Here is a 20,997-nt window from a genome sequence, read left to right as displayed (position 1 = left end):
CGCCCCGCTGACGGGCGGTCGCCATGCCCGGGCGGCGTCACCAGGATCGGATGAGCGCGGCCAGCAGGTCGGCGGCCGGGGCCAGCGCGGCCTCGTCCAGGTCAAAGGTCGGCGAATGATGCGGTCCGTACGTTCCGGCGCCCACGAGCAGGTATCCGGCGAGCCCGCCGCGTTCCTGGACGTGCCGCATGAACAGCGTCGCGTCATCGCTCGCGCGCAGGGGACGCGGCGGCAGAAGCCGCAGGCCGTGGCTCGGGGCGAGGGTCTCGATCCTGGCGAGGATCGCGCCGTCGGTGGTCGCGCTGGTCGCCCAGCCGGTTCTGGCGATGTCCACGGTGACACCGTGCATGGCGGCCGCGCCGTGGAGGACGGCGCGGGCCCGCTGCTCCAGATCGTCGTGCTCGGCGGCGGCGTCGGCCCGGACCTCCGCGCCGAGGACGGCAAGGGCGCTGACGATGTTCGCCGCACCGGGCGCGTGCAGCGTCCCGACGTTGACGCGGGTCGTCGCCGTCGCGTAACGGGGCAGAGCGTGCAGGCCCAGAACGGCGGACGCCGCCGCCAGCAGGGCACTGCGGCCCTGTTCGGGCGCCCCGCTGGCGTGGGAGGCGATCCCGGTGAACTCCGCCCGCAGTTTCGAGGTCCCGTACAGCTCGGTCGCGGCCGCGACGCATCCGTCCGGGGTGCCGAAGCCGAGGTGGACGGCCAGCAGGACGTCGACGTCGTCGACCAGCCCGGCGGCCAGCATGGGAGCGGCGCCGCGGACGCCCTCCTCGGCGGGCTGGAACAGCAGCCGTACGGTGCCGGCGAACTGCCTGTCGGACAGCAGGGCCGCGGCCCGCAGCGCGATGGCCACGTGCCCGTCGTGCCCGCAGGCGTGCATCGCGCCGTCGATGTCCGAGCCGAAACCCCCGGCCGCGGGGTGGTGGCCACCGGAGCGGCTCTCCTGGATCGGCAGGGCGTCCATGTCCACCCGCAGGCCGACCAGCGGACCCGGGCGAGTGCCTGGCAGCTCCGCGACGAAGGCGGTGTTCCCGTCACGGAAACGGTGCACCGACTCCGCCGGCACACCCTGCGCGGCGGCCCGCCGGACGGCGGCGTCGAGCTCGTCGCGGCCCGGCACACCGGGGTGACCGGGCACGTCGACGAGATCGCCGCCGCCGCGCAGCCGCCAGCCCAGGTCGGACAGGAGGCTCCAGGCGAGATCCGCGGTCTCGATCTCGAGGAAGCCGACCTCGGGACGCCGGTGCAGATGACGCCGGACGGCGGTCGCGTCCAGCGGATCCGGCCGGGCCCCGGATCGCCGGCGCGTGCTCACGATGTTCCAGCGGCGAGGGCGTGGACGACGGCGGTCGTGAACTGCTCGGTGCTCGCCGTGCCGCCGAGATCGGGGGTGGCGGTCCCCGCACGGAGGACGTGCTCGAAGGCGGACACGAGACCGGCCGCGGCGTCGGATTCGCCGAGATGATCCAGCATCATGGCCGCCGCCCAGAGGGTGCCGACCGGATTGGCGATGCCCTTGCCGGCGATGTCGGGCGCCGATCCGTGCACCGGCTCGAACATCGACGGGTACGTCCTGGTCGGGTCGAGGTTGGCGCTGGGCGCGACCCCGATCGACCCGGCCAGAGCGCCGGCGAGGTCGGAGAGGATGTCGCCGAACAGGTTGGAGGCGACGATGACGTCGACGCTCTCCGGCCGCAGCACGAGTCGTGCGGCCAGCGCGTCGATGAGGACCTTCTCCAGCCGCACCCCGCTGCCGTCGGCCACCTCGGCCACCACCTCGTCCCAGAACGGCATCGTGTGGATGATGCCGTTCGACTTCGTCGCCGAGATCAGCCGGCCCGAACGCCGCAGGGCCAGGTCGGAGGCGAAGCGCGCGACCCGTTCGATGCCGGCCCGGGTGAAGACCGCCTCCTGGACGGCGAACTCGCCGGGCCGGCCGCGGTTGACCCGGCCGCCGACCTCGCTGTATTCGCCTTCGACGTTCTCGCGTACGACGACCAGGTCGATCGGGGCGTCCGAGCGCAACGGCGAGCGGATCCCGGGCAGCGAACGGACCGGCCGGAGGTTGACGTACTGGACGAACTCCCGGCGGATGGGGATGAGCAGACCCCACAGGGTGATGTCGTCGGGGATGTCCGGCGCGCCGACGGCGCCCAGCAGGATGGCGTCGGCGGAGGCGAGCTGCTCGAGGCCGTCGACGGGCATCATGCGCCCGTGCGCCCGGTGGTGGTCGCACCCCCACGCGCGCTCGCGCCACTCGACGGTGAATCCGAAGGTCGCGGCCAGGTGGTCGACGCAGCGCACGGCGGCGGGGACGACCTCGGTGCCGATCCCGTCACCCGGGACGACATCGACGACGTAGCGCCGTGCCGTCCCGGGGCCGGTGTGTTCCGGGGAGGTCGTGGTCACGACAGCTTCGTGTCCTTCGTGAGGAGGGTCCGCTCCAGCGGGTCGGTCGGCAGGCCCTTGACGGTGTCCGCGACGCCCATGGTGAGGCTCTCGTGGACGAGCGGGACGAAGGCCACGTCGGTGGCCAGCTGGGTGGCGATCTGACCGTAGAGGTCGTGGCGCTTGGCCGGGTCCGCCGTGCTCCCGGCCTCCTTGACGAGCTCGTCGACCTTCGGGTTGCAGTAACCGGCGAGGTTGAAGCTGCCCTTGCAGGTTTCGTCCGAGCGCAGAACGCTGATGGGCTCGGGCAGGTCGATGAGGTGGTTGCGGGACAGCAACGTCGCCTGGAAGTTGCCGCCCATGAGGTCGTCCTCGACCGAGGCGTAGTCCCCGGTGCGGATCTTCACGGTGATGCCGGCCTCGGCCAGCTGCGCCTGGATCACCTGGGCGAGGTCGGCGAACTCGGGCCGGTCGGAATAGGCGATGAGCTCGAAGCCGAGCGAGCCGGGGTCGATGCCGGCGGCGGCCATGGCGGCCTTGGCGTCGGCGGCGTTTCCCTGCACGGGCTGCAGCCCGGCCGGTGTCCAGGGCTCGTCGGGGGTGAACGGTCCGGCGGCCGCGGTGGCGGTGCCCTCGTAGACCGCCTTGACGATGGCGTCGAGCCCGATGGCCTTCTGGATCGCGCGGCGCGCCTCGACCTTGTCGAAGGGGGCCTTGCGGGTGTTGAGGTACAGGCCGGTGGTGCGGGGCAGCGCGACCTGCTGCAGGGTGATGTTGTTGTCGCCCTTCAGGGTGGTGAGGGTGGTGACGGGGAGGTTGGCGGCCACCGACACCTCACCGGCACGCAGCTGCGTGGCGCGGGTGGCGCCGCTCTCGGCGTAGCGGATCTCCGCGCTGCCGAGGGCGACGTCCCCGCCCCAGTAGCCGTCGTTGGCGGCCAGCGACAGCGACTGGCCGGTGCCGATGCTGGTGATCTTGAACGGTCCGGTGCAGGTGCCGACCGGGTTCGTGGTGGTGCCGGAGAACGCCTCGGGGGCGAGGATCCCGGTGTTCGGGACGCTGACCCGCAGCGGCAGGAACAGGTCCTCCTCCGGCGTGTCGATCCGTACGGTCCGGTCGTCGACGGCGGTCACCGCGGAGATGACGCTGGGGGCGAAGCTGCGCGGCGGCGCCGTGGCCTTCAGCAGCCGGTTGAGATCGTCGGCGACGACCTTCGCGGTGAGCGCGGTGCCGTTCTGGAACTTGGTGTCACGGATGGTGAACGTCCAGGACTTGGGCTCCGTCTGCTTCCATTCCGTCGCCAGGGCGGGCTGGGCGTGGTTGTCCTTGTCCACGGCCACCAGGGTCTCCAGGCAGCCGGCGCGGGTGAGGGTGAAGGCGTCGTCGGTCTCCAGGGCGTACCCGGAGTCGGGCGCCCACAGGTCGGCGATGATCAGCTTGGAGCCGCCGCCGCTCGCGGTGGCCTCGGGACTGCCGGAGTCGAACGAGCAGCCGGCGAGCACGACGAGGGCTGTCGACATGCCGGCGAGGGTTTTCCAGGTGCGTGCCATGCTGGTGTTCCTTCTGAACGTCGTTGGGGGGAGAGCAAGGGAGTGGGCACCACGACATGACCGGTTGACGCTCGTGTGTCCCGGTCGGATGGGCGGCGGATGAGGAGTTGCCGGTGAGGGAGCTCAGCTGATGGAGGTCAGCCGGGCCGCGATGACCTTGGGTGCGGTCATCGCCACGACGGCGCTGGTGACGCCTTCCCGGCCGATGCCGCTGCGGTGGAAACCGCCGAACGGCATGGCGTCGATGCGGAAGTCGGAGGTGTCGTTGATCATTACGGCGCCGGCCCGCAGCCGGCGGGCCGTGCGCAGGGCGGCGGTGGTGTCGCGGGTGAAGACCCCGGCCTGAAGGCCGGTGGCCGCGCGGTTGGCCTGGTTCACGGCGTCGTCGAGATCGGCCACGGGCAGCACGCTGACCACGGGGCCGAAGATCTCGTCGGTGACGATGGGGTCGTCGGGGGCGAGGTCGGTGAGGATGGTCGGCTGGTACGTGGCGTCCTGGCGGACCGCTCCCGCGCGTACGACGGCGCCGCGGGCGACGGCCTCCTCGACCCGGCGCTCCACGCGGCGCGCGGCCGCCGCGTCGATCAGCGGCCCGACGTCGGTCGTCTCGTCATGCTTGCTGCCGACGCTCAGGTGAGCGGTCATATGGGTCAGGTGGCCGAGCAGTTCGTCGTAGTGCTGGGCGACCACGTAGACGCGCTGCACCGACAGGCAGTTCTGTCCCGCGCACCCGAACGCCCCTTCGGCTATGGCCTGCGCGGCCGCCATCAGGTCCACGCCGTGGTCGACGATGACGGGGTTGGACCCGCCCAGCTCCATCAGCAGGGTTCGGGCGCCGGCCAGGCGGGCCACCTCGTCGGCGGTGCGGATCCCACCGGTGAAGGAGACGACGTCGACGCCGGGGTGCGACACCAGCTCCCGCCCGGCGGTCGGGCCGCCCGGCAGCACGGCGATCCGGTCGCCGGGAACGCCCGCCTCGAGGAGCAGCTCGGCGAGGGCGAGCGCGGACAGCGGCGTCGCCTCGTGCGGTTTGACCGCGATGACGTTGCCGGACAGCAGCGCCGGGCCGACCTTGTGCGCCACGAGGTTCAGCGGGTCGTTGAACGGGGTGATGGCGGCGACGACCCCGAGCGGTTCCCTGCTGCTCCACCCGAGCCGGTCCGCGCCACGGGAGGTGTCCTCGAACGGCACGCTGGCGCCCTGCAGGGCGTGTCCCGCACCGGCGGACAGCTGCAGGGTCTCCGCCGCCCGGGCCACCTCCCGGCGGGCATCCCTGATCGTCTTGCATCCCTCGGAGCCCACGATGGCGGTGAACCGTTCGGCCTGCTGCCTCAGCAGGTCGGCGGCACGGTGCAGGGCCTCCCGGCGCTGCCACAGCGGCCAGTCGGCACGGTCGGCGGCGGTGCCGGCCCGGAAGGTGTCCACGAGCGCGTCGACGGCCGCGCGTACTTCCGCGGCGGTGCTGTCGGCGACCTCGCCGAGGAAGGCGCCGGTCTCGGGGTCGATCACGGCGGTGTGCCGTTCGGTCTCCCGCCAGCGTCCGCCGGCGAACGCCTTACCGGGCGGAGTCCAGCGGGTGGCGACGGACGGGGCGGTTTGTCCGGTCATCAGGCTCATGCGGGGATCTCCTCAACGACCAGCCGGCTCCGGCTCTCCGCGGAGCGGTGACAGCGGACGTGGTGGCCGTTTCCGTTGTCGACGAGGTCGGGTTGCTCGGTGCGGCAATGGTCGGTGGCCAGCGGACAGCGGGTGTTGAAGCGGCAGCCGGGAGGCGGGGAGACGGGGCTGGGCGGCTCGCCCTTCAGCTGGTCAGGCTCACCGGCGTCGATGCGGTGTCCCTGACCGGAGTGCAACAGCGCCAGGGTGTAGGGGTGCAGGGCGCCCGTGAAGATGTCGTCGTGCGTGGCCATCTCCACGATCTGCCCGAGGTAGAGAACCGCCACCCGGTCGGCGAGGAACTTCACCACCCTCAGGTCGTGGGAGATGAACAGCATGCTCAGCCCGCGCGACCGGCGCAGATCGACCAGCAGGTTCAGGATGGTCGCCTGCACCGAGGCGTCCAGGGCCGACACGGGCTCGTCGCAGACGAGCAGCTTGGGTTCCAGCAGGAGGGCTCTGGCGATGACCACCCGCTGCAGCTGCCCTCCGGAGCAGTCGCCCGGCCGGCGCTCCAGGAAGCTGTGGTCCAGGCCGACCTCCGCCAGCGCGGTGGTCACCCGCCGCAGGCGTTCCTGCGGCGTGCCGATGCGGTGTTGCTGCAGGGGGGCGAGCAGCGATTCCCGCAGCGTCATGCGCGGGTCCAGGGCGGAGTGCGGGTCCTGGAAGACCAGCTGCGCCGACCGGCGCAGCTGACGGAGCCGGGCGCCGCGCAGCTTGCCGACCCTCAGCCGATCGACCTCGATCCGTCCGGAGTCGACCGGTACGAGGCCGAGCAGGAGCCGGGCCAGCGTGCTCTTGCCCGAGCCCGACTCACCGACCAGCCCCAGTACCTCCCCCTCGCGGATGGTCAGGGAGACGTCGTCGACGGAGTGCACGTGCGGCCGGCGCCCGAAGCCGTTCCGCGCCAACGGATAGTGCTTGGTGACGTGGTCGATGACGGCGATGTCGGAGCTCTGCGTGGGGTCGTTCATGCCGGGACCTGTCGTCGGGGGTCGATGGTGACCCAGCAGCGTGAGTTGCGACGGGTGCCGCAGCCGGCGAGATCGGGTTCCTCGGTGTCGCAGTGGGAGCCCAGTTCCCCGTCACTGGCCGCGACGTCGCAGCGCGGGCGGAAGCGGCAGCCGTGACTGACCGCGCGTGCCGCGGTGGCGTTGCCGGGGATGGTGTGCAGATGGCCGGTGTCGTCGGTCTGCAGGGTGGAGCAGCGCAACAACGCCTGGGTGTAGGGGTGCTCGGCGGCGGTGATGACCTCGGCGGCCGGTCCGTCCTCGACGATGCGGCCCGCGTACATGACGGCGATGCGGTCGGCGATGGAGGCGACGGTGGTGACGTCGTGGGAGATGAACAGGACCGACATTCCGGTCTCGACCTGCATGGCGGCGATCAGCCGCAGAATCTGCGCTTCGACGGTGACGTCGAGGGCGGTGGTGGGCTCGTCGGCGATGAGGACGTCCGGGTGGGCGGCCAGCGCCATGGCGATCATGACGCGCTGGGCCATGCCGCCGGACATCTGGTGTGGATGCTCACCGGCGCGGCGATCGGGATCGGGGATCCCGACCGCGGCGAGCAGCTCCACGACCCGGCGGCGGGCGGCCTGCCTGCTCATGCCGAGATGCCTGCGCAGCGGCTCGGCGACCTGGCTGCCGACCGTCGCGGTCGGGTCGAGCATGCGCTTGGGCTGCTGGTAGAGCATGGCGATCCGCCGGCCGCGTACGCCGTCCAACGCCCGTGAGGAGGCGGCGAGCAGGTCCAGGTCGCCCAGCCGCAGGCCCTCGGCGTGCATGTGCAACCCGGCCGGCAGCATGCGCAGCACCGAGTGGGCGGTCATGCTCTTGCCCGACCCCGATTCGCCGACCACGGCCAGCACCTCGCCGGGATCGAGGGTCAGGCTGATGCGGTCGAGGATGGGTGGGGCTTGTCCGGGCCGCCCGGCGTGAACGGTCAGGTCGCGGACCTCCAGACGCGCGCTCATGTCTGCTCCCGGGGATGCGGTGGGGCTTCTTGGTCGTCGCCGTGGCGGTAGCCGTCGGCGTGTTCATGAGAGGCCGACGCATCCTGGTGGCGATGCGAGTGAGGGCGAAGGCGCTGCTTGAGCGGCTGGTCCGAGGCCCCCGGCTGGAGCTCGCCGGCCTCGGCGAAGTGACGGTCCAGAAGCGCCTTGGCGGCGGACCTGTCACCGCTGGCGATGACGTGCAGCAGCTGCTCGTGCTCGGCCCACAGCTTGGAACGGTCGCTGTAGCTGTCGACGATCATCCGGAAACACAGCTGCATCTCGTTGGCGATGAGGCCGTACAGCCGATCCAGCCGGGTGCTGCCGGCGGCGCTGACCAGCCGGCGATGGAAGGCGAGGTCCAGGGCGGCCAGCGCGCTCTCGTCCGCGTGGCCGACGGCGTCCCTCATCCGCGCGACGATCACCTCGAGGTCGGCGACCAGGCCCGCGGAAACCCCTCGGGCGGTGACCCGGCGCAGTGCCTCCCGCTCGATCGCCTGGCGGGCGACGAAGATGTCCTCCAGGTCCTCTGCGGTCAGGGTGGGGACGAAGACCCCTTGACGGGGGTAGCTGACCAGCAGGCCTTCTTGCACCAGACGCTGCATCGCCTCGCGCAAGGGGCCGCGCGAGACCTCGAAGTACGCCGCGAGCTCGACTTCGTTCATCTGGGTCCCTGGCGGGAACTCCCCACCGAGGATGCGGTCCCGCAACAGCCCGGTGACCACCTCCGTCAGCGTCCGCTTCGAGGTCCTGCCCGCCGGGGCCGGGGTCTGTTGGCTCATGAGTGTGCTTCTCCGGGTTCGTGTTCCGTTCCCACCGCTCGCGCTCTCCAGCCGCAGGAGCGCGTGATCGTTTCCAGTGTGACCGCCGCGCGGGTGCGGCGGGACTCCGCAGCTCATGTGGACCGCCCCGCCCGGGCCCGGCGCGTCTCCAGGCCGCGACCGGCGAGTGTGACGCTGAGAGCGGCGATGAAGATCGCGGCACCTGGGGCCAGGACCAGCATCGGCAAGCGGTCCAGGTAGGGGATGGCCTCGGACAACATCGACCCCCAGTCGGAGAACGGTGGCTGGACGCCGAGTCCCAGGAAGGACAGGGCGCCGACGGTGATGAGCTTGTGGCCGAAGCGCACTGCCGCGTGGGCCAGCAACGGGGGCAGGGCGTTGGGAAGCAGGTGGCGGCGGATGATGAACCACCCCGAGCACCCCAGAGCCTGAGCCGCTTCGATGAAGTCACGGCCGTTGATCTCCAGCGCGACGCCACGGGCCAGCCGGCAGAACGGCGTCCACCCGCCGATGGTCAGGGCGAGCACCAGCGTCAGGTCACCGGTGCCGAGGATCGCGACGAGGAAGAGCGCGACCACCATCTCGGGGAAGGCCAGCAGGATGTCGGTGACGCGCATGACGACGGTGTCGAGCCAGCCGCCTCGCCGCGCGACGACGAACCCCACGAGAGTGCCGGTGACGGCGCAGATCAACAGCGTGACCGAGGCGACGGCCAGGGAGAACCGGCCCCCGTCCAGCAGCCTGCTGAGCACGTCGCGGCCCAGGTGGTCGGTGCCCAGCAGGTGGGCCGCGGAGCTGCCTTCCAGGCGCGCGACGAGGTCCTGCTGAGCCGGCGGATAGGGCGCCAGCCACGGCGCCAGCAGCAGGAGCGTGGCGATGACCCCGAACAGGATGGACCCGGCCAGCAAGGCCGGCGGCCACGTTCCGCGCCTGCGGCGCGCCGGGGCGGCGGCGGTCTCGGCCGGTGACGGCGGAGGCGCGGCGCCGGGTTCGTCGCGACGGGCGTCGTCGCCGAAGACGTCAAGCACGGACACGGCTCGTCCTCGCGTTCGGGTTGATGGCGGTGTACAGGACATCGGTGAGGGTGGTGATGAGCACGGCCAGGCCGACGACCGCCACGACCCCACCCTGGATGAGCGGGACGTCGTTGTTGATGACCGCGTCGTACATCTGCCGCCCGACGCCGGGTACGGCGAAGATGACCTCGACGACGACCGACCCGCCGAGCAGGCCGGCCAGCCAGACTGCGAACAGGGTCAGGACCGGCAGAACGGAATTGCGCAGCCCGTGTCGCAGCATGGTCTGGGCGAAGCTCAGCCCGCGCCCGCGGGCGGCGGTGATGTAGGGCGCCTCGAGCACCTCGATCATCGACGAGCGGGCGACCTGGGTGAAGTAGCTCATCGGCCGCAGCGCCACGGTCAGGCAGGGAAGCACCATCGACTCCACCCCGTGCCAGCCGGAGGAGGGCAGGACGCCGAGCTGCAGGGCGAACACCAGGACCAGGACCGGGCCGAGCCAGTACTCCGGGACGGCCACGAACGCCTGCGTGACGCCGGTGATCGCCCCGTCGAGCGGGGTCCCGCGCCGTACCGCGCAGACGGCTCCCAGCGGGACCGCCACGAACAGGGCGAGCAGGAGGGCGATGACGGCGATCGAGGCGGTGACCGACAACGCCCGCATCAGCTGGGGGAGGACCTCCGTGCCGTTGGTGAACGACCGGCCGAGATCACCCTGCAGCGCCGAGCCCAGCCAGGACAGGTACTGCTGGAGCAGCGGCCGGTCCAGCCCGTACTCGACCCGGAGGCGGGCCAGCGTCTGCGGGTCCTGGACCAGGTCGCCCACCCTGGCCCGCAGGATGCGCGCGGCCGGGTCGCCGGGCGTGACGTAGGGGATGAGGAACACCAGGAAAGAGGCGACCAGCAGGGTCGTCACGAGGACGGCGAACCGTCTCAGCACGTACAACACTCGGGTACCTCCGGGTCGTCACACGTTCGCGGATCGATCAGCGCACGGCGTCGAGCGCGCGGAAGAACGCCCCGGCGGCCGGCAGGAACCAGGGCGGCCCGAAGTGGCCGGGAACCGGCGGGAACGCCAGCCCCTTCCAGGGGTTGACCGTGGGGTCGCCGCCGATGACGTCGGCCATGACCTTGCCCATGTGGGTGGCCATCTGGACCCCGTGGCCGCTGTAGCCGACGGAGTAGTGCATCCCGTCCCGTACGCCGGCGTGGACCATCTGATCCATCGTCATGTCGACCAGCCCGCCCCAGCAGTAGTCCAGCCGGACGTCACGCAACCGCGGGAACACCTCGGTGACGGCCTTGCGCAGGATCTCGCCGCTCTTGAGGTCCGACTGGGCGTCCGACAGGGCGAACCGGGCCCGCCCGCCGAACAGCAACCTGTTGTCCGGCGTGGGACGGAAGTAGTACAGCAGGTTCTTGGTGTCCGACGCCATCCGCCGGTGCGGCATGAGCTGGGCGACGAGGTCGTCCGGCAGGGGTTCGGTGACGACGATGAAACTGCCCACCGGCACGATGCGGCGGCGCAGCCACGGGGTCAGCGACCCCGTGTACCCGCTGGTGGCGATGAGCACGTCGGAGGCGGTCAGGACGCCGCGCGTGGTCTGCACCCGATGCCCGTTGCCCGGGCCGACGCGGCGGACGCCGGTCACCGCGGCGTTCTCCGCCACCAGGGCCCCGTGGCCGACCGCGGCGCGGGCCAGCCCCATGACCAGCTTCCCGACGTGGGCGCCCGCCCCGTTCGGGTCGACCTGCGCACCGTGATAGCGGTCGCTGCCGAGCTCGTCCCGCATGCGGCCGCGGGGGACCAGCTGGACCGAGCGGCCGATGAGCCTCTCGATCAGCTCCGCCGACCGCTCCAGCGCGGCGTAGTGCGCCGGTTTGGCGGCCAGGGTGAGCTTGCCGGACCGCACGAAGTCGCAGGCGATCTCCTCGTCGGTGACGATCTTCTCGACGGTGTCGATCGCGTCGTCGTAGGCGGTGAACATCGCCGTCGCACGCTCCGCGCCGTACCGCTTGACCGCGGCGGGGAAGGAGATGGCCAGGCCGGTCGTGGCCATGCCGCCGTTGCGGCCGGAGGCTCCCCAGCCCACGGTGTGCGACTCCAGCACGGCGACGCTGGCGCCGCGGCGGGCGAGATGCAGCGCGGCGGACAGGCCGGTCAACCCGGCGCCGATGACCGCGACGTCGACCTGTTCGGGGAGTTCGGCACGGCGGAAGTCGCCGGCCGGTTCGGCGGTGTCGAGCCAGTAGCTGGTCAGCTTCACGACGTCCTCCTTCCGATCAGAGACCCAGCACAGCGGGGACGCCGGACAGGTCTGTGGTCTCGGCGTACCGGTAGAAGGGGGTGGAGGGGTCGTAGCCGCGGTTGACGTAGACCTTGTGCGGGATCCGCAGCTCGTGGGCGGGGATCAGGTCGTACCAGATGTGCGAGGAGACGTGCACGATCTCGTCGCGTTCGCAGCCCAGCTGGTCGAGCATGTACTCGAAGGCCTGGTAGCGCGGCTTGTACGCCCTGGCCTGCTCGGCGGTGAACACCTTGTGGAAGGGGGCGCCGAGCTGGTCGACATTGTGCCGCAGCGTCTCGTCGACGGCGTTGGAGAGGATCACCAGAGGGTAGGCGTCGGCGAGCTTGGCCAGGGCCGGGGGTACGTCCGCATGGGGACCCCAGGTCGGCACGCAGGCCACGATGGCCTCGCCGTCGGAGGCACGGTAGCCGATGCCCCAGCGTTCGCAGGTGCGCCTGAAGGAGTCCTTGAGCACGTCGGGGTAGAGCTTGAACTCGCCGAGCACCTCGTCCATCCGGTACGCGCGGTAGTCCTTGAGGAAGAGCGGCATGTCCTCCTCGGAGATCCGGTCGGCGACCAGCGGCTTGACGGTGAGGTTGAGATCGAAGCTGGTCAGGGTCCCATAGCAGTCGAAGGTGATGTATTTGGGGCGCACGCTGGTCAGGTCCACGAGCAGTTCCTCCGGTGGGGGTCGGTCCGGTGGGAGTGGGAGCGTCGGTGCGAGCGGCGAGATGTCACGCTCGGTGTCAGCCGCCTGAGGCGACGGGCCGTGTGGTGTCTGGAACGCTAAGCATCCGATTCTCTGCTGTCAACAATTCCAGGCTGCCTGCTTGTAAAGAGTATGTTTCCCCAGCTTCTGTCGATCTTCAGGAGCTGATTGCCTGGTGTTGGTGCTGATTTTCACTGCCCGTACGGCCTTCGTCTCCGGAAGATTGTTGACAACAGTTGACCGTCGCTGGCTGTTGTGGACAAGATGTGGTGGCGCGGCAGACGCCACTCGGCAGCCGACCGCCCCTCTCCCGGTCCCGCGACTCACCCTCTCGGCCCCGCGACCCCCCTCCCCGGCCCCCGCGACTCACTCACCCAGTCCCGCGACTCACCCTCCGCCGGCATGAATGGACTCTCGATGCGAGCTTCCACGACCCCAGACGATCACGGCCACGGCCACGGCCACGGACATGGCCACGATCACCCGCACGATGACGCTCCCGCCGCCCCCGTGAACGGCCACGGGCACGGCCACTCCGATCACGATCACCACGAGCCCGAGGCTTCGGCCGCCACCGGCCACGGGCACGGCCACGGGCACGGACATGGCCACGACGACGACCACGGCACCGGTCTGTGGGCGCGGGTCAAGCACACGCTGATCCCGCATGCCCATGACGCCAACGACGCGATCCAGAGCGCCGAGGAGTCGGCCCAGGACGGGATCCGCACGGCCTGGATCGGGCTGGCCGGCATGATGGCCACCGCGATCGGCCAGATGGCCATCGTCGCGGTGTCCGGCTCGATCGCCCTGCTGGCCGACACCATCCACAACCTCGGGCACGCCGCGACCACGATCCCCCTGATCATCGCCTTCCGGCTGGGCCGGCGCGCGGCGACCAAGAAGTACTCCTACGGTTACCGGCGCGCCGAGGACCTGGTCGGGCTGTTCATCTCCCTGGTCATCGTCGCCTCGATCGGGTTGATCATCTGGGAGTCGATCGACGCGCTGATCAACCCGCACCCGCTGACCAACCTGTGGTGGGTCTTCGCCGCGGGGCTCGTCGGTTTCCTCGGCAACGAGATGGTGGCCGTGTACCGCATCCGGACCGGCCGTCGCATCGGCTCAGCCGCGCTGATCGCCGAGGGCCAGCATGCCCGCGCCGACGGATACACCTCGATCGCCGTCATCGCCGGCGTGGTCGGCGTGTGGCTCGGGTTCGACCGCGCCGACGCCATCGTCGGCCTCCTCATCGCCGTGGCGATCAGCGGCATCCTGGTCAACTCCCTGATCATCATCGTCCGCCGCCTCATGGACGGTGTGGAGCCGGAAACGATCGACCGGATGCGCACCACCATCGCGGGCGTCGACGGCGTCGTGTCCGTGGGCGAGGTCCGCGTCCGCTGGTCGGGGCACCGCATGGAGGGGGACGCCGAGATCGGCCTCGACTCCGGGCTGAGCATGATCGAGGCCCACGCCGTGGCCGAGAACGTGCAGCACTCCCTGATGCACGCGGTGGGCAACCTCGACCGGGTCACCGTCCACGTCCACCCCACCTTCGACGGCGTGATCCCCGACGACCTCCACGAGTTGTCCGGCCACCACGCCTCGAAGGAGGCCAGGGAGGCGTACCGGGCCAAGCTCGCCACGCAGGGAGCGGGGTGACCCCCGTGGAATGGTCGATCCACCCGCTGAGCGAGCGCACCCTGCCCGGCGCCCAGTCGGTGATGCGGCGCAGCATCGCCGAGGACTTCGGCGACGCCTACGACCCGCGGATCCACGCCGACGTCGACGACCCCATGACCCACTACGCCCCGGGAAACGGCCCCTTCCTCCTGGTGGTGACCGACGACGGCACGGGTGAGGTCCTGGCGACGGGCGGCATCCGCAGCGGACGGTTGAAGCCCGGCCGCACCCCGCAACACGTCGTCGACCGCTACGAGGACGGCCGGCACGGCCAGCTCGTACGCGTCTACGTCCGCAAGGAGGCCCGCCGCGGCGGCATCGCCAGGGCCCTGGTCCGCGCGGTGCTCGACCGCGCGGACCAGGAGGGGCACTACGAGGCCATCGCTCTGCACACCTATCGCCACTCCCCGGGCGCCATCGCCTTCTGGGAGTCCTTCGGCGCCCAGCTCGTCCATGACGACACGCAGGGAGCCAGCGGCGCGGTCTTCTACGACCTGCCGCGCAGTCCTCACAGCCACCCCCACCGCACTGGCGAGACAGGAGAACACCATGTCCAAGCGTCGTGACGTCTTCATCTTCGTTGCCGAGCCCACCAAGATCGAGGATGCCCGCACCAGCCTCGTCGACTGGCTGCGCAGCCTCGAGGGCCACCCCGGCTACCTCGGGGGCTCGGTCCTGCGCGAGTGCGCCGGGGAGCTCATCCCGAACACGCTGGTGATGACGCTGGAGTTCGAGAGCACCGAGGCCGCCCGGGCCCTGTGGCCGAAGATCGAGAACACGATCAACCCGCTCTACCCCGATGACAAGTCCGACAAGTCGATCGACCAGGGTGCCGCGTTCTTCACCGGCGCGGACGCTCCCGTGGCGCCGGAGGACCTGAGGTTCACCCGCGGCAACGGCCTGGTGGCCCGGATGCTGCACATCCACGCCGAGGTCGTCGAGGACGTCGTGGTCGCCGCCTGACCTGCACCGTTCCCCACCCGTAGTCCCCACCCCGATGTGATGAGGAGCCTTTCTTGACGAGCACCAGCCTGTGGCATCCGCAGACCGCGATGTCCACCATCGAGGAAACCCTCACGGTCATCGCGTCGGGGCGGGGCGCCTCGGTGCGTACCGAGGACGGCCAGGACCTGCTCGACCTGCCGGCCGGCCTGTGGCACGCCAATGTCGGACACGGCCGGACCCGCATCGCCGACGCCGTCCGTCAGCAGATGAACGTTCTGGAGACGTACCACCTGTTCCAGGGCATGGCCAACCGCCCCGCCATCCGGCTCGCCGAGCGCCTCGCGGAGCTGAGCCCCATCCCCGACGCGAAGGTCTTCCTCACCAGCGGCGGCTCCGACTCCGTCGACACCGCCTGCAAGCTCGCGCGCCGGCACTGGCAGCTGGCCGGGCGGCTCGGCAAGCGCGTCATCGTCTCCCGGCAGCACGCCTACCACGGTCTGCACGGGTTCGGTACGAGCATCACGGGCATCCAGAGCAACCGCGACGGGTACGGCAGCGACTCGCTGATCCCCGAGACCGCCCGCGTCCCGTGGAACGACCTGGCCGCAACCGAGGCGGAGTTGCTCCGGCTCGGACCCGACAACGTCGCCGCCGTCATCGCCGAACCGATCATCGGCACCGGGGGTGTGCTGCTGCCCCCGCCCGGCTACCTCACCGGGCTGGCCGAACTGTGCCGTCGCCTGGACATCCTGCTCATCGCCGACGAGGTCATCACCGGTTTCGGGCGGGTCGGGCAGTGGTTCGCCTGCCAGCGCTTCGGCATCGAGCCGGATCTCCTCACCATGGCCAAGGGCATCACCTCCGGCTACCTGCCGCTGGGCGGCGTGCTGGTGTCCCGGCGCGTCTGGGAGCCCTTCTTCACCGAAACCCCCGACGCCCCGACGTTCCGCCACGGTCTGACGTACTCGGGCCACGCCGCGGCCTGCGTCGCCGCCGAGGTGAACCTGAGCATCCTCGAGGAGGAAGGTCTGCTGGAGCGCGTCCTGGACCTCGAGCCCGTCCTGGCCCGGGCCCTCACCCCGCTGCGCGACCACGAAGCCGTCGTCGACGTCCGGGCCGGTGCCGGACTTCTCGCGGCGGTCCAGCTCGCCCCCGACGTCGACGCACGGCCCGTACTGCGCGCCGCGCGGGAGCGGGGCGTCCTCACCCGGCTGCTGGCCGACAACTCCCTGCACGTCAGTCCCCCGTTCGTCATCACCGCCGAGGAGATCTCCCGTGCCGCCGACGTCCTCAAGTCCGCTCTCGACCGTGCCCGTACCCTCGAATCCGCCTGAGCCCGCGCAGGCGTCGGCGCTGCGGCCGGCTGACATCGCCCGGCACCGCGACCTCACGGAGACCGCGGCCGCGTCGCTGCCCGGCGGCTTCCTGGCCGCCGAGTGGACGGCGCCGCGCTCCGGGCGGACCTTCGACGTCGCCGATCCCGCGCTCGGCCGGCCGGTCGCCGCCGTCGCCGACTGCGAGCCGGGTGACGCCCTGCTCGCGCTGACCGCGGCGAACGACGCGTTCCCCGCCTGGGCGGCCGCCCCGACCCGGCGGCGGGCGGACATCCTGTACGGGCTCTACCAGGCGATGCTCGCCGACGAGGAGCGCCTGGCGGCCCTCATCACCCTCGAGGTCGGCAAGACTCTCGCCGAGGCGCGCGGCGAGGTCCGTTACGCCGCCGAGTACGTCCGCTGGTACGCCGAGGAGGCGGTCCGCAGCTCCGGCCGCAGCACCCCGACCCCCGACGGCAGCTGGCACATCGTCACCGCCCCGCGCCCGGTCGGCCCCTGCCTGCTCATCACCCCGTGGAACGTGCCGCTGGCGATGGCCACCCGCAAGGTCGCGCCCGCCCTGGCCGCCGGCTGCACGGTCGTGCTGAAACCGGCCGAGCTGACCCCGCTCACCACGCTGGCCTTCGCACAACTCGCGCGGGACGCGGGCGTCCCGGCAGGAGTCCTCACCGTGGTCACCACCACGGACCCGGGGTCGGTCTGCGGCACCCTCATCGCCGACCCACGACTGCGGAAGGTGTCCTTCACCGGGTCCACCCCCGTCGGGAAACTGCTGCTGCAGCAGGCCGGCGCGCACGTGCTGCGCACGTCGATGGAACTCGGCGGCAACGCCCCGTTCCTGGTCTTCGACGACGCCGACCTCGACCTCGCGGTCCGTGAGGCGGTCATCGCCAAGATGCGCCTCGGGGGTCAGTCGTGCGTGGCGGCCAACCGGTTCCTCGTCCAGGAACCGGTGGCCGACGAGTTCGCGGCCCGCCTCACCGAGGCTCTCACCGCGATCAGGGTCGGGTTGGGAACCTCGGACGTCGACCTCGGCCCGCTCATCGACGACCGCGCGGTCGCCAAGGCCGACCGGCTGGTCGACGACGCCGTCGCAAAGGGGGCGATGCTGCTGGGGCGTGCCGACGCACCCGGCGGACCCGGCAGCTGGTTCGCCCCTGTGGTGCTGGACCACCTCAGCGCCGACGCTCTCCTGCAGCAGGAGGAGGTCTTCGCCCCGGTCGCGGGCATCCGCCGGTTCCGGACGGAGGACGAGGGGGTGGCGCTGGCCAACGACACCCCGTTCGGGCTCGCGGCGTACCTGGTGGCGCGCGACAGCGACCGGATCGCCCGGGTCGCCGGCCGGTTGGACAGCGGCATGGTCGGCATCAACCGGGGGCTGCTGTCCCACGTGGCCGCGCCGTTCGGCGGGATCAAGGAGTCCGGGCTCGGCCGGGAAGGCGGCGCCGAAGGACTCGTCGAATACCAGAACCTCAAGTACCTCGCTGCCCCGGCGCTGGCCTCATGAGACTCGCCGGAACCGCTCGAAGGAGGGCGGCGGTCATCGGGACCGGAGCGGTGGGGAGCATGGCCGCCTGGCAGCTGGCCGAGCGCGGCCTGGAGGTGCATGCCTTCGATCGCTGGGGCGTTCCGCACCACCGCGGGGCCTCCGGCGGGCAGAGCCGCCGGTTCGCGGTCATCAGCATGGGCGACCCGGACCTGCCGCCGCTGGTCCTCCGGGCCGAGCAGCTGTGGCGCCGGCTGGAGGAGGCGACCGGACGGCGTCTGCTCGAGCAGACCGGCGGACTGATCCTCGGCCCCGCCGGCAGCACCTCCGTACGGAAGGCCGTGACCAGCTGCGAGAACTGGGGGCTGTCCCATCGCATCCTCGACGCACAGGACGTGCGGCAGGCTTTCCCCCAGCACGCCGTCGAGGATGAGGACATCGCCGTCCATGACCCCGCGACCGGCTTTCTCCGTCCCGAGCCGGCGATCCTCGCCGCGATCGAACAGGCCGCGACGCTCGGGGCGACCGTGCGCCACGACACCGAGGTCCTCGACATCGACGTGAGGTCCGAGACCGTCTGGCTGACCTACCGAAGCGGCGCGGACCGACCGCACAGCGAGACGTTCGACGCGGTGGTCCTCGCCCCCGGCGCCTGGGCGGCCACGCTGCTGCCGGACGGGCTGCGGGAGGCGATCGGAGTGGCCGGGCTGACCGCCCGCCGGCTGGCGCAGACCTGGTTCGTACCGCACGACCTCTCGCTGTACGGCGCGGAACGCTTTCCGGTCTTCGAACGCGTCGCCATGCCGGAAGGCGCGTCCATCTACGGCTTTCCCAGCCTGGACGGCGCCACGGTGAAGATCGGCGTGAAGAGCCGCCCGCACCCGGAGGTGGCCGACCCGGCGCGCCCGGATCCCCACCTCACCGCCGACCACCTGGCGGAGATCCGCGATGTCGTCGGGCACCGGCTACCCGGGCTCAACCCGCGTCCGGTGCAGACCTCGGTGCACGTGGAGTCGTACACAGCGGACGGCCGGCCCGTCGTCGGGCTGCTCCCGGGCGCGGCGCACGTTGCGGTCGCCGTCGGATTCTCGGGCGGAGGATTCAAGTACGCACCGGCGATCGGCGAGGCCCTGGGCGACCTCCTGGCGGACGGTGCCACCGAGGCCGGTATCCGGCAATTCGCACCGGGCCGCTCGGCGACGGTGTGAGCAGATCGCCCAGCCTCAGGGGACGGTGAGGGCGTTCCCCAACCCCTACGCCATCGCCAGGGCGATGGCGTAGGGGAGCGTCACTCCGGCCGGGCGCGAGAGGGACGGGAAGATCGCTTCCGCTCGGGCTCATGTCGGAGCAGGGCGGTAGGTGGCCAATTCTCCACTGGCGTTCCTGTTCAGGGGGCCACAGGCTCACGGCTGGACGCCTATGTACGCCATGTTCTTCACGGGCAGCCCTGCGCCTTTGACCTGCTCGCGCAGTTTCGTCGGCCGGAACGCCATGTCGTGGCCGCGCTGCGCGACTTCACCGCTACCGGGCCGAGCCAGGTGAAGCCGAACGTGCCTCGAGGTACCGGCGGAGCGCCTCCTGCCCATCTGGAATGAACCGGTGCTGCTTCACGAATTCGCTCAACTCGGCACTCGTCAGCCAGCCCACCCAGCTCACCGCCTCGGGATCGGGCGAGACGTCGCCGACGATGACCGCTTCGTGCACCCCGAGCCAGTACGAGCAGATCTTGCCGTGGCACAGGAACTTGACCACCTCGTGCACCGGGACGTCGATACCTAGCTCTTCCGCGAGTTCGCGCGAGGCCGCCGCCTGGTAAGACTCCCCAACACTGAGTGCCCCGCCGAAGGTCACCTCGTGATGGCCGGGATATCTGGACAGTCCCTCGGCCCGCCGGTACACCAGGAATCTTCCCAGCTCATCGCGGCAGACAGTGGTGGCGATGCGGTGTAGCCAGCCACGACGAATCGCATCATCGCGGTCCACAACACCCAGCACACGGTCCTGACCGTCGACACGTTCCACGAGTTCGGTCACCATGGCACGATCCCAGCTTCAGAAGCGAGCCGGAGCCCCCGGGATGCCGCGTTCCGTGTCATGGCCGGCATCGGGACGCCGTCACATAGTGCGGGGTCACTTCGCCAGCACCCGGACTTGATCGGCCGGAGGAGCGGCCACCGTCGTGTCATCCCAGTTGGAGAAGGTGATCTCCATCGGCGTCTTCGCGGTCAGTCGTTGCCGAACCGGCCGCCCCTGGCCATCGAGCCAGAGCTCGTAGGTGGCCTGCGCGCCGAACTCCTCGAGCAACTTGTCGCGCAGCCGCCCCTGCGCCGCCTTGTCGCCGGCCCGGACCATGGCGTACTCGTCCTCGGTGTCCTGCAGCATCGGCAGCGGGTCGTACACCTCCAGGAACGCGCTGAGGTCCAATCCGTCGAGTGCCGCCCGCACGTCGATGGTGACCGTGTAACGGTCGAGCCCGCCATCGAGTGCGGGGCCGCTCACTCGTCCCCGCGCTGCCAGCAGTGCATGCACCCGGTGGCTGTTCACCAGCGTCGTAGCCTGGCTTGTCACCACGCTGATGCCAAAGAGATTGTATGGCTCGTGCTCTTTGGTGATCTTGTCCCAGGTCTTGCCCGGTGCCACTTCCTCCTCCAGCATCTGCATATACGTCGCATCGCCCGTCCGGATGAGCCGTCCGCGCAAGCCATCGCCCAGATCGGCGGAGACATCCTGGTCCTGCCCCTTGATGACCACGGTGGCGCTCTGGGCCCCCTTCTTCGCCATCCGCTTGACGTCAGGGTGCGCCTGCAAATACGTCCCGACATATCCGGCGACCTCGGGAGCGGTCTTCGCTCCCGAACCACAACCCGCCGCCAGCAGCGCCAACACGGCGATCATCACATATCTGCGCGCGCCGGGCATGCTTGCACGTCTGCGTGCAGAACCCTGCGGGCGGGACGTGCAGATCGCGTGCAGAAAGATCTGTCCACAGCCCCGAAACCGCGGCGGATCCGATTCGGAGCGGGCGGTCCGAGCTTCTCCTTCCACGGGTGAACCAGCAGCGCCTCCCGAACCCGGTCGGTCTGCCGCCCCTTGTCGCACACGTTCGCGGCCAGCCACGAGGCCGTCTTGTCCAAGCCGGCGAGTACGCACTCCCGGAACCTGAA

Annotated in this window: 19 protein-coding genes; 6 read left to right on the top strand and 13 right to left on the bottom strand. The window is 70.9% G+C overall.

Annotation, left to right across the window (positions count from 1 at the left end):
- Positions 1–37: 37 nt before the first annotated feature.
- The 11 genes from ABZX61_RS28810 to ABZX61_RS28760 all read right to left on the bottom strand — a co-directional run bounded on the left by ABZX61_RS28810 (position 38) and on the right by ABZX61_RS28760 (position 12,343).
- Positions 38–1,315, bottom strand: a complete 1,278-nt coding sequence (locus tag ABZX61_RS28810; RefSeq protein WP_355199265.1) for an amidohydrolase — start codon at positions 1,313–1,315, stop codon at positions 38–40.
- Positions 1,312–2,409, bottom strand: coding sequence for a tartrate dehydrogenase (locus ABZX61_RS28805; RefSeq protein ID WP_355199263.1), 1,098 nt, complete (start codon positions 2,407–2,409; stop codon positions 1,312–1,314). Before ABZX61_RS28805 ends, ABZX61_RS28810 begins: the two co-directional genes overlap by 4 nt.
- The gene (locus ABZX61_RS28800) at positions 2,406–3,938 is read right to left on the bottom strand and encodes an ABC transporter substrate-binding protein (RefSeq protein ID WP_355199261.1); all 1,533 of its coding nucleotides are present in this window, start codon (positions 3,936–3,938) and stop codon (positions 2,406–2,408) included. Before ABZX61_RS28800 ends, ABZX61_RS28805 begins: the two co-directional genes overlap by 4 nt.
- 123 nt (positions 3,939–4,061) lie before the next feature.
- Positions 4,062–5,555: an aldehyde dehydrogenase family protein gene (locus ABZX61_RS28795; protein WP_355199259.1), complete on the bottom strand. Its 1,494-nt coding sequence runs from the start codon at positions 5,553–5,555 to the stop codon at positions 4,062–4,064.
- Positions 5,552–6,568, bottom strand: a complete 1,017-nt coding sequence (locus tag ABZX61_RS28790; RefSeq protein ID WP_355199257.1) for an oligopeptide/dipeptide ABC transporter ATP-binding protein — start codon at positions 6,566–6,568, stop codon at positions 5,552–5,554. Before ABZX61_RS28790 ends, ABZX61_RS28795 begins: the two co-directional genes overlap by 4 nt.
- Positions 6,565–7,569 (bottom strand): ABC transporter ATP-binding protein, encoded by a 1,005-nt coding sequence (locus ABZX61_RS28785; RefSeq protein ID WP_355199255.1) that lies wholly within the window; start codon positions 7,567–7,569, stop codon positions 6,565–6,567. The genes ABZX61_RS28790 and ABZX61_RS28785 overlap by 4 nt, the downstream gene beginning before the upstream one ends.
- Positions 7,566–8,369, bottom strand: a complete 804-nt coding sequence (locus ABZX61_RS28780; protein WP_355199254.1) for a GntR family transcriptional regulator — start codon at positions 8,367–8,369, stop codon at positions 7,566–7,568. The genes ABZX61_RS28785 and ABZX61_RS28780 overlap by 4 nt, the downstream gene beginning before the upstream one ends.
- Before the next feature lie 113 nt (positions 8,370–8,482).
- Positions 8,483–9,403, bottom strand: coding sequence for an ABC transporter permease (locus tag ABZX61_RS28775; RefSeq protein ID WP_350740193.1), 921 nt, complete (start codon positions 9,401–9,403; stop codon positions 8,483–8,485).
- A complete protein-coding gene (locus ABZX61_RS28770; RefSeq protein WP_350740196.1) occupies positions 9,390–10,334 on the bottom strand; it encodes an ABC transporter permease in 945 nt (314 codons plus the stop codon). Before ABZX61_RS28770 ends, ABZX61_RS28775 begins: the two co-directional genes overlap by 14 nt.
- A 37-nt stretch (positions 10,335–10,371) precedes the next feature.
- Positions 10,372–11,652: an FAD-binding oxidoreductase gene (locus ABZX61_RS28765; RefSeq protein WP_355199251.1), complete on the bottom strand. Its 1,281-nt coding sequence runs from the start codon at positions 11,650–11,652 to the stop codon at positions 10,372–10,374.
- A gap of 16 nt (positions 11,653–11,668) precedes the next feature.
- The gene (locus ABZX61_RS28760) at positions 11,669–12,343 is read right to left on the bottom strand and encodes a haloacid dehalogenase type II (protein ID WP_355199249.1); all 675 of its coding nucleotides are present in this window, start codon (positions 12,341–12,343) and stop codon (positions 11,669–11,671) included.
- Positions 12,344–12,799: 456 nt separating this feature from the next.
- On the opposite strand from ABZX61_RS28760, the gene ABZX61_RS28755 reads away from it, so the two are divergent.
- The 6 genes from ABZX61_RS28755 to solA are packed head-to-tail and all read left to right on the top strand — an operon-like array spanning position 12,800 to position 19,041.
- Positions 12,800–14,047 carry a cation diffusion facilitator family transporter gene (locus ABZX61_RS28755; protein ID WP_355199247.1) on the top strand — a complete coding sequence of 416 codons (1,248 nt, stop codon included), beginning with the start codon at positions 12,800–12,802 and terminating at the stop codon, positions 14,045–14,047.
- Positions 14,044–14,634: a GNAT family N-acetyltransferase gene (locus tag ABZX61_RS28750; protein ID WP_355199245.1), complete on the top strand. Its 591-nt coding sequence runs from the start codon at positions 14,044–14,046 to the stop codon at positions 14,632–14,634. The genes ABZX61_RS28755 and ABZX61_RS28750 overlap by 4 nt, the downstream gene beginning before the upstream one ends.
- A complete protein-coding gene (locus ABZX61_RS28745) occupies positions 14,618–15,031 on the top strand; it encodes a hypothetical protein (protein ID WP_350740211.1) in 414 nt (137 codons plus the stop codon). Before ABZX61_RS28750 ends, ABZX61_RS28745 begins: the two co-directional genes overlap by 17 nt.
- 53 nt (positions 15,032–15,084) lie before the next feature.
- Complete coding sequence (locus ABZX61_RS28740; RefSeq protein WP_355199243.1) at positions 15,085–16,347, top strand: aspartate aminotransferase family protein; 1,263 nt, start codon at positions 15,085–15,087, stop codon at positions 16,345–16,347.
- Entirely contained in the window at positions 16,322–17,854 is a 1,533-nt protein-coding gene (locus ABZX61_RS28735; protein ID WP_355199241.1) for an NAD-dependent succinate-semialdehyde dehydrogenase, read from the top strand. Before ABZX61_RS28740 ends, ABZX61_RS28735 begins: the two co-directional genes overlap by 26 nt.
- Positions 17,851–19,041 carry an N-methyl-L-tryptophan oxidase gene (solA, locus tag ABZX61_RS28730; RefSeq protein ID WP_355199239.1) on the top strand — a complete coding sequence of 397 codons (1,191 nt, stop codon included), beginning with the start codon at positions 17,851–17,853 and terminating at the stop codon, positions 19,039–19,041. Before ABZX61_RS28735 ends, solA begins: the two co-directional genes overlap by 4 nt.
- Positions 19,042–19,354: 313 nt before the next feature.
- Here the strand turns inward: solA and ABZX61_RS28725 are convergent, their stop codons facing one another.
- Together ABZX61_RS28725 and ABZX61_RS28720 are read right to left on the bottom strand one after the other, a co-directional pair.
- The gene (locus ABZX61_RS28725; RefSeq protein WP_355199237.1) at positions 19,355–19,870 is read right to left on the bottom strand and encodes an NUDIX domain-containing protein; all 516 of its coding nucleotides are present in this window, start codon (positions 19,868–19,870) and stop codon (positions 19,355–19,357) included.
- A gap of 93 nt (positions 19,871–19,963) precedes the next feature.
- Positions 19,964–20,752 (bottom strand): hypothetical protein, encoded by a 789-nt coding sequence (locus ABZX61_RS28720; protein WP_355199235.1) that lies wholly within the window; start codon positions 20,750–20,752, stop codon positions 19,964–19,966.
- Between the last annotated feature and the right edge of the window lie 245 nt (positions 20,753–20,997).

This window comes from Nonomuraea sp. NPDC003709 (assembly GCF_040610775.1).
Taxonomy (GTDB): domain Bacteria; phylum Actinomycetota; class Actinomycetes; order Streptosporangiales; family Streptosporangiaceae; genus Nonomuraea; species Nonomuraea angiospora_A.
This window is presented reverse-complemented; position numbering and strand designations above follow the sequence as displayed.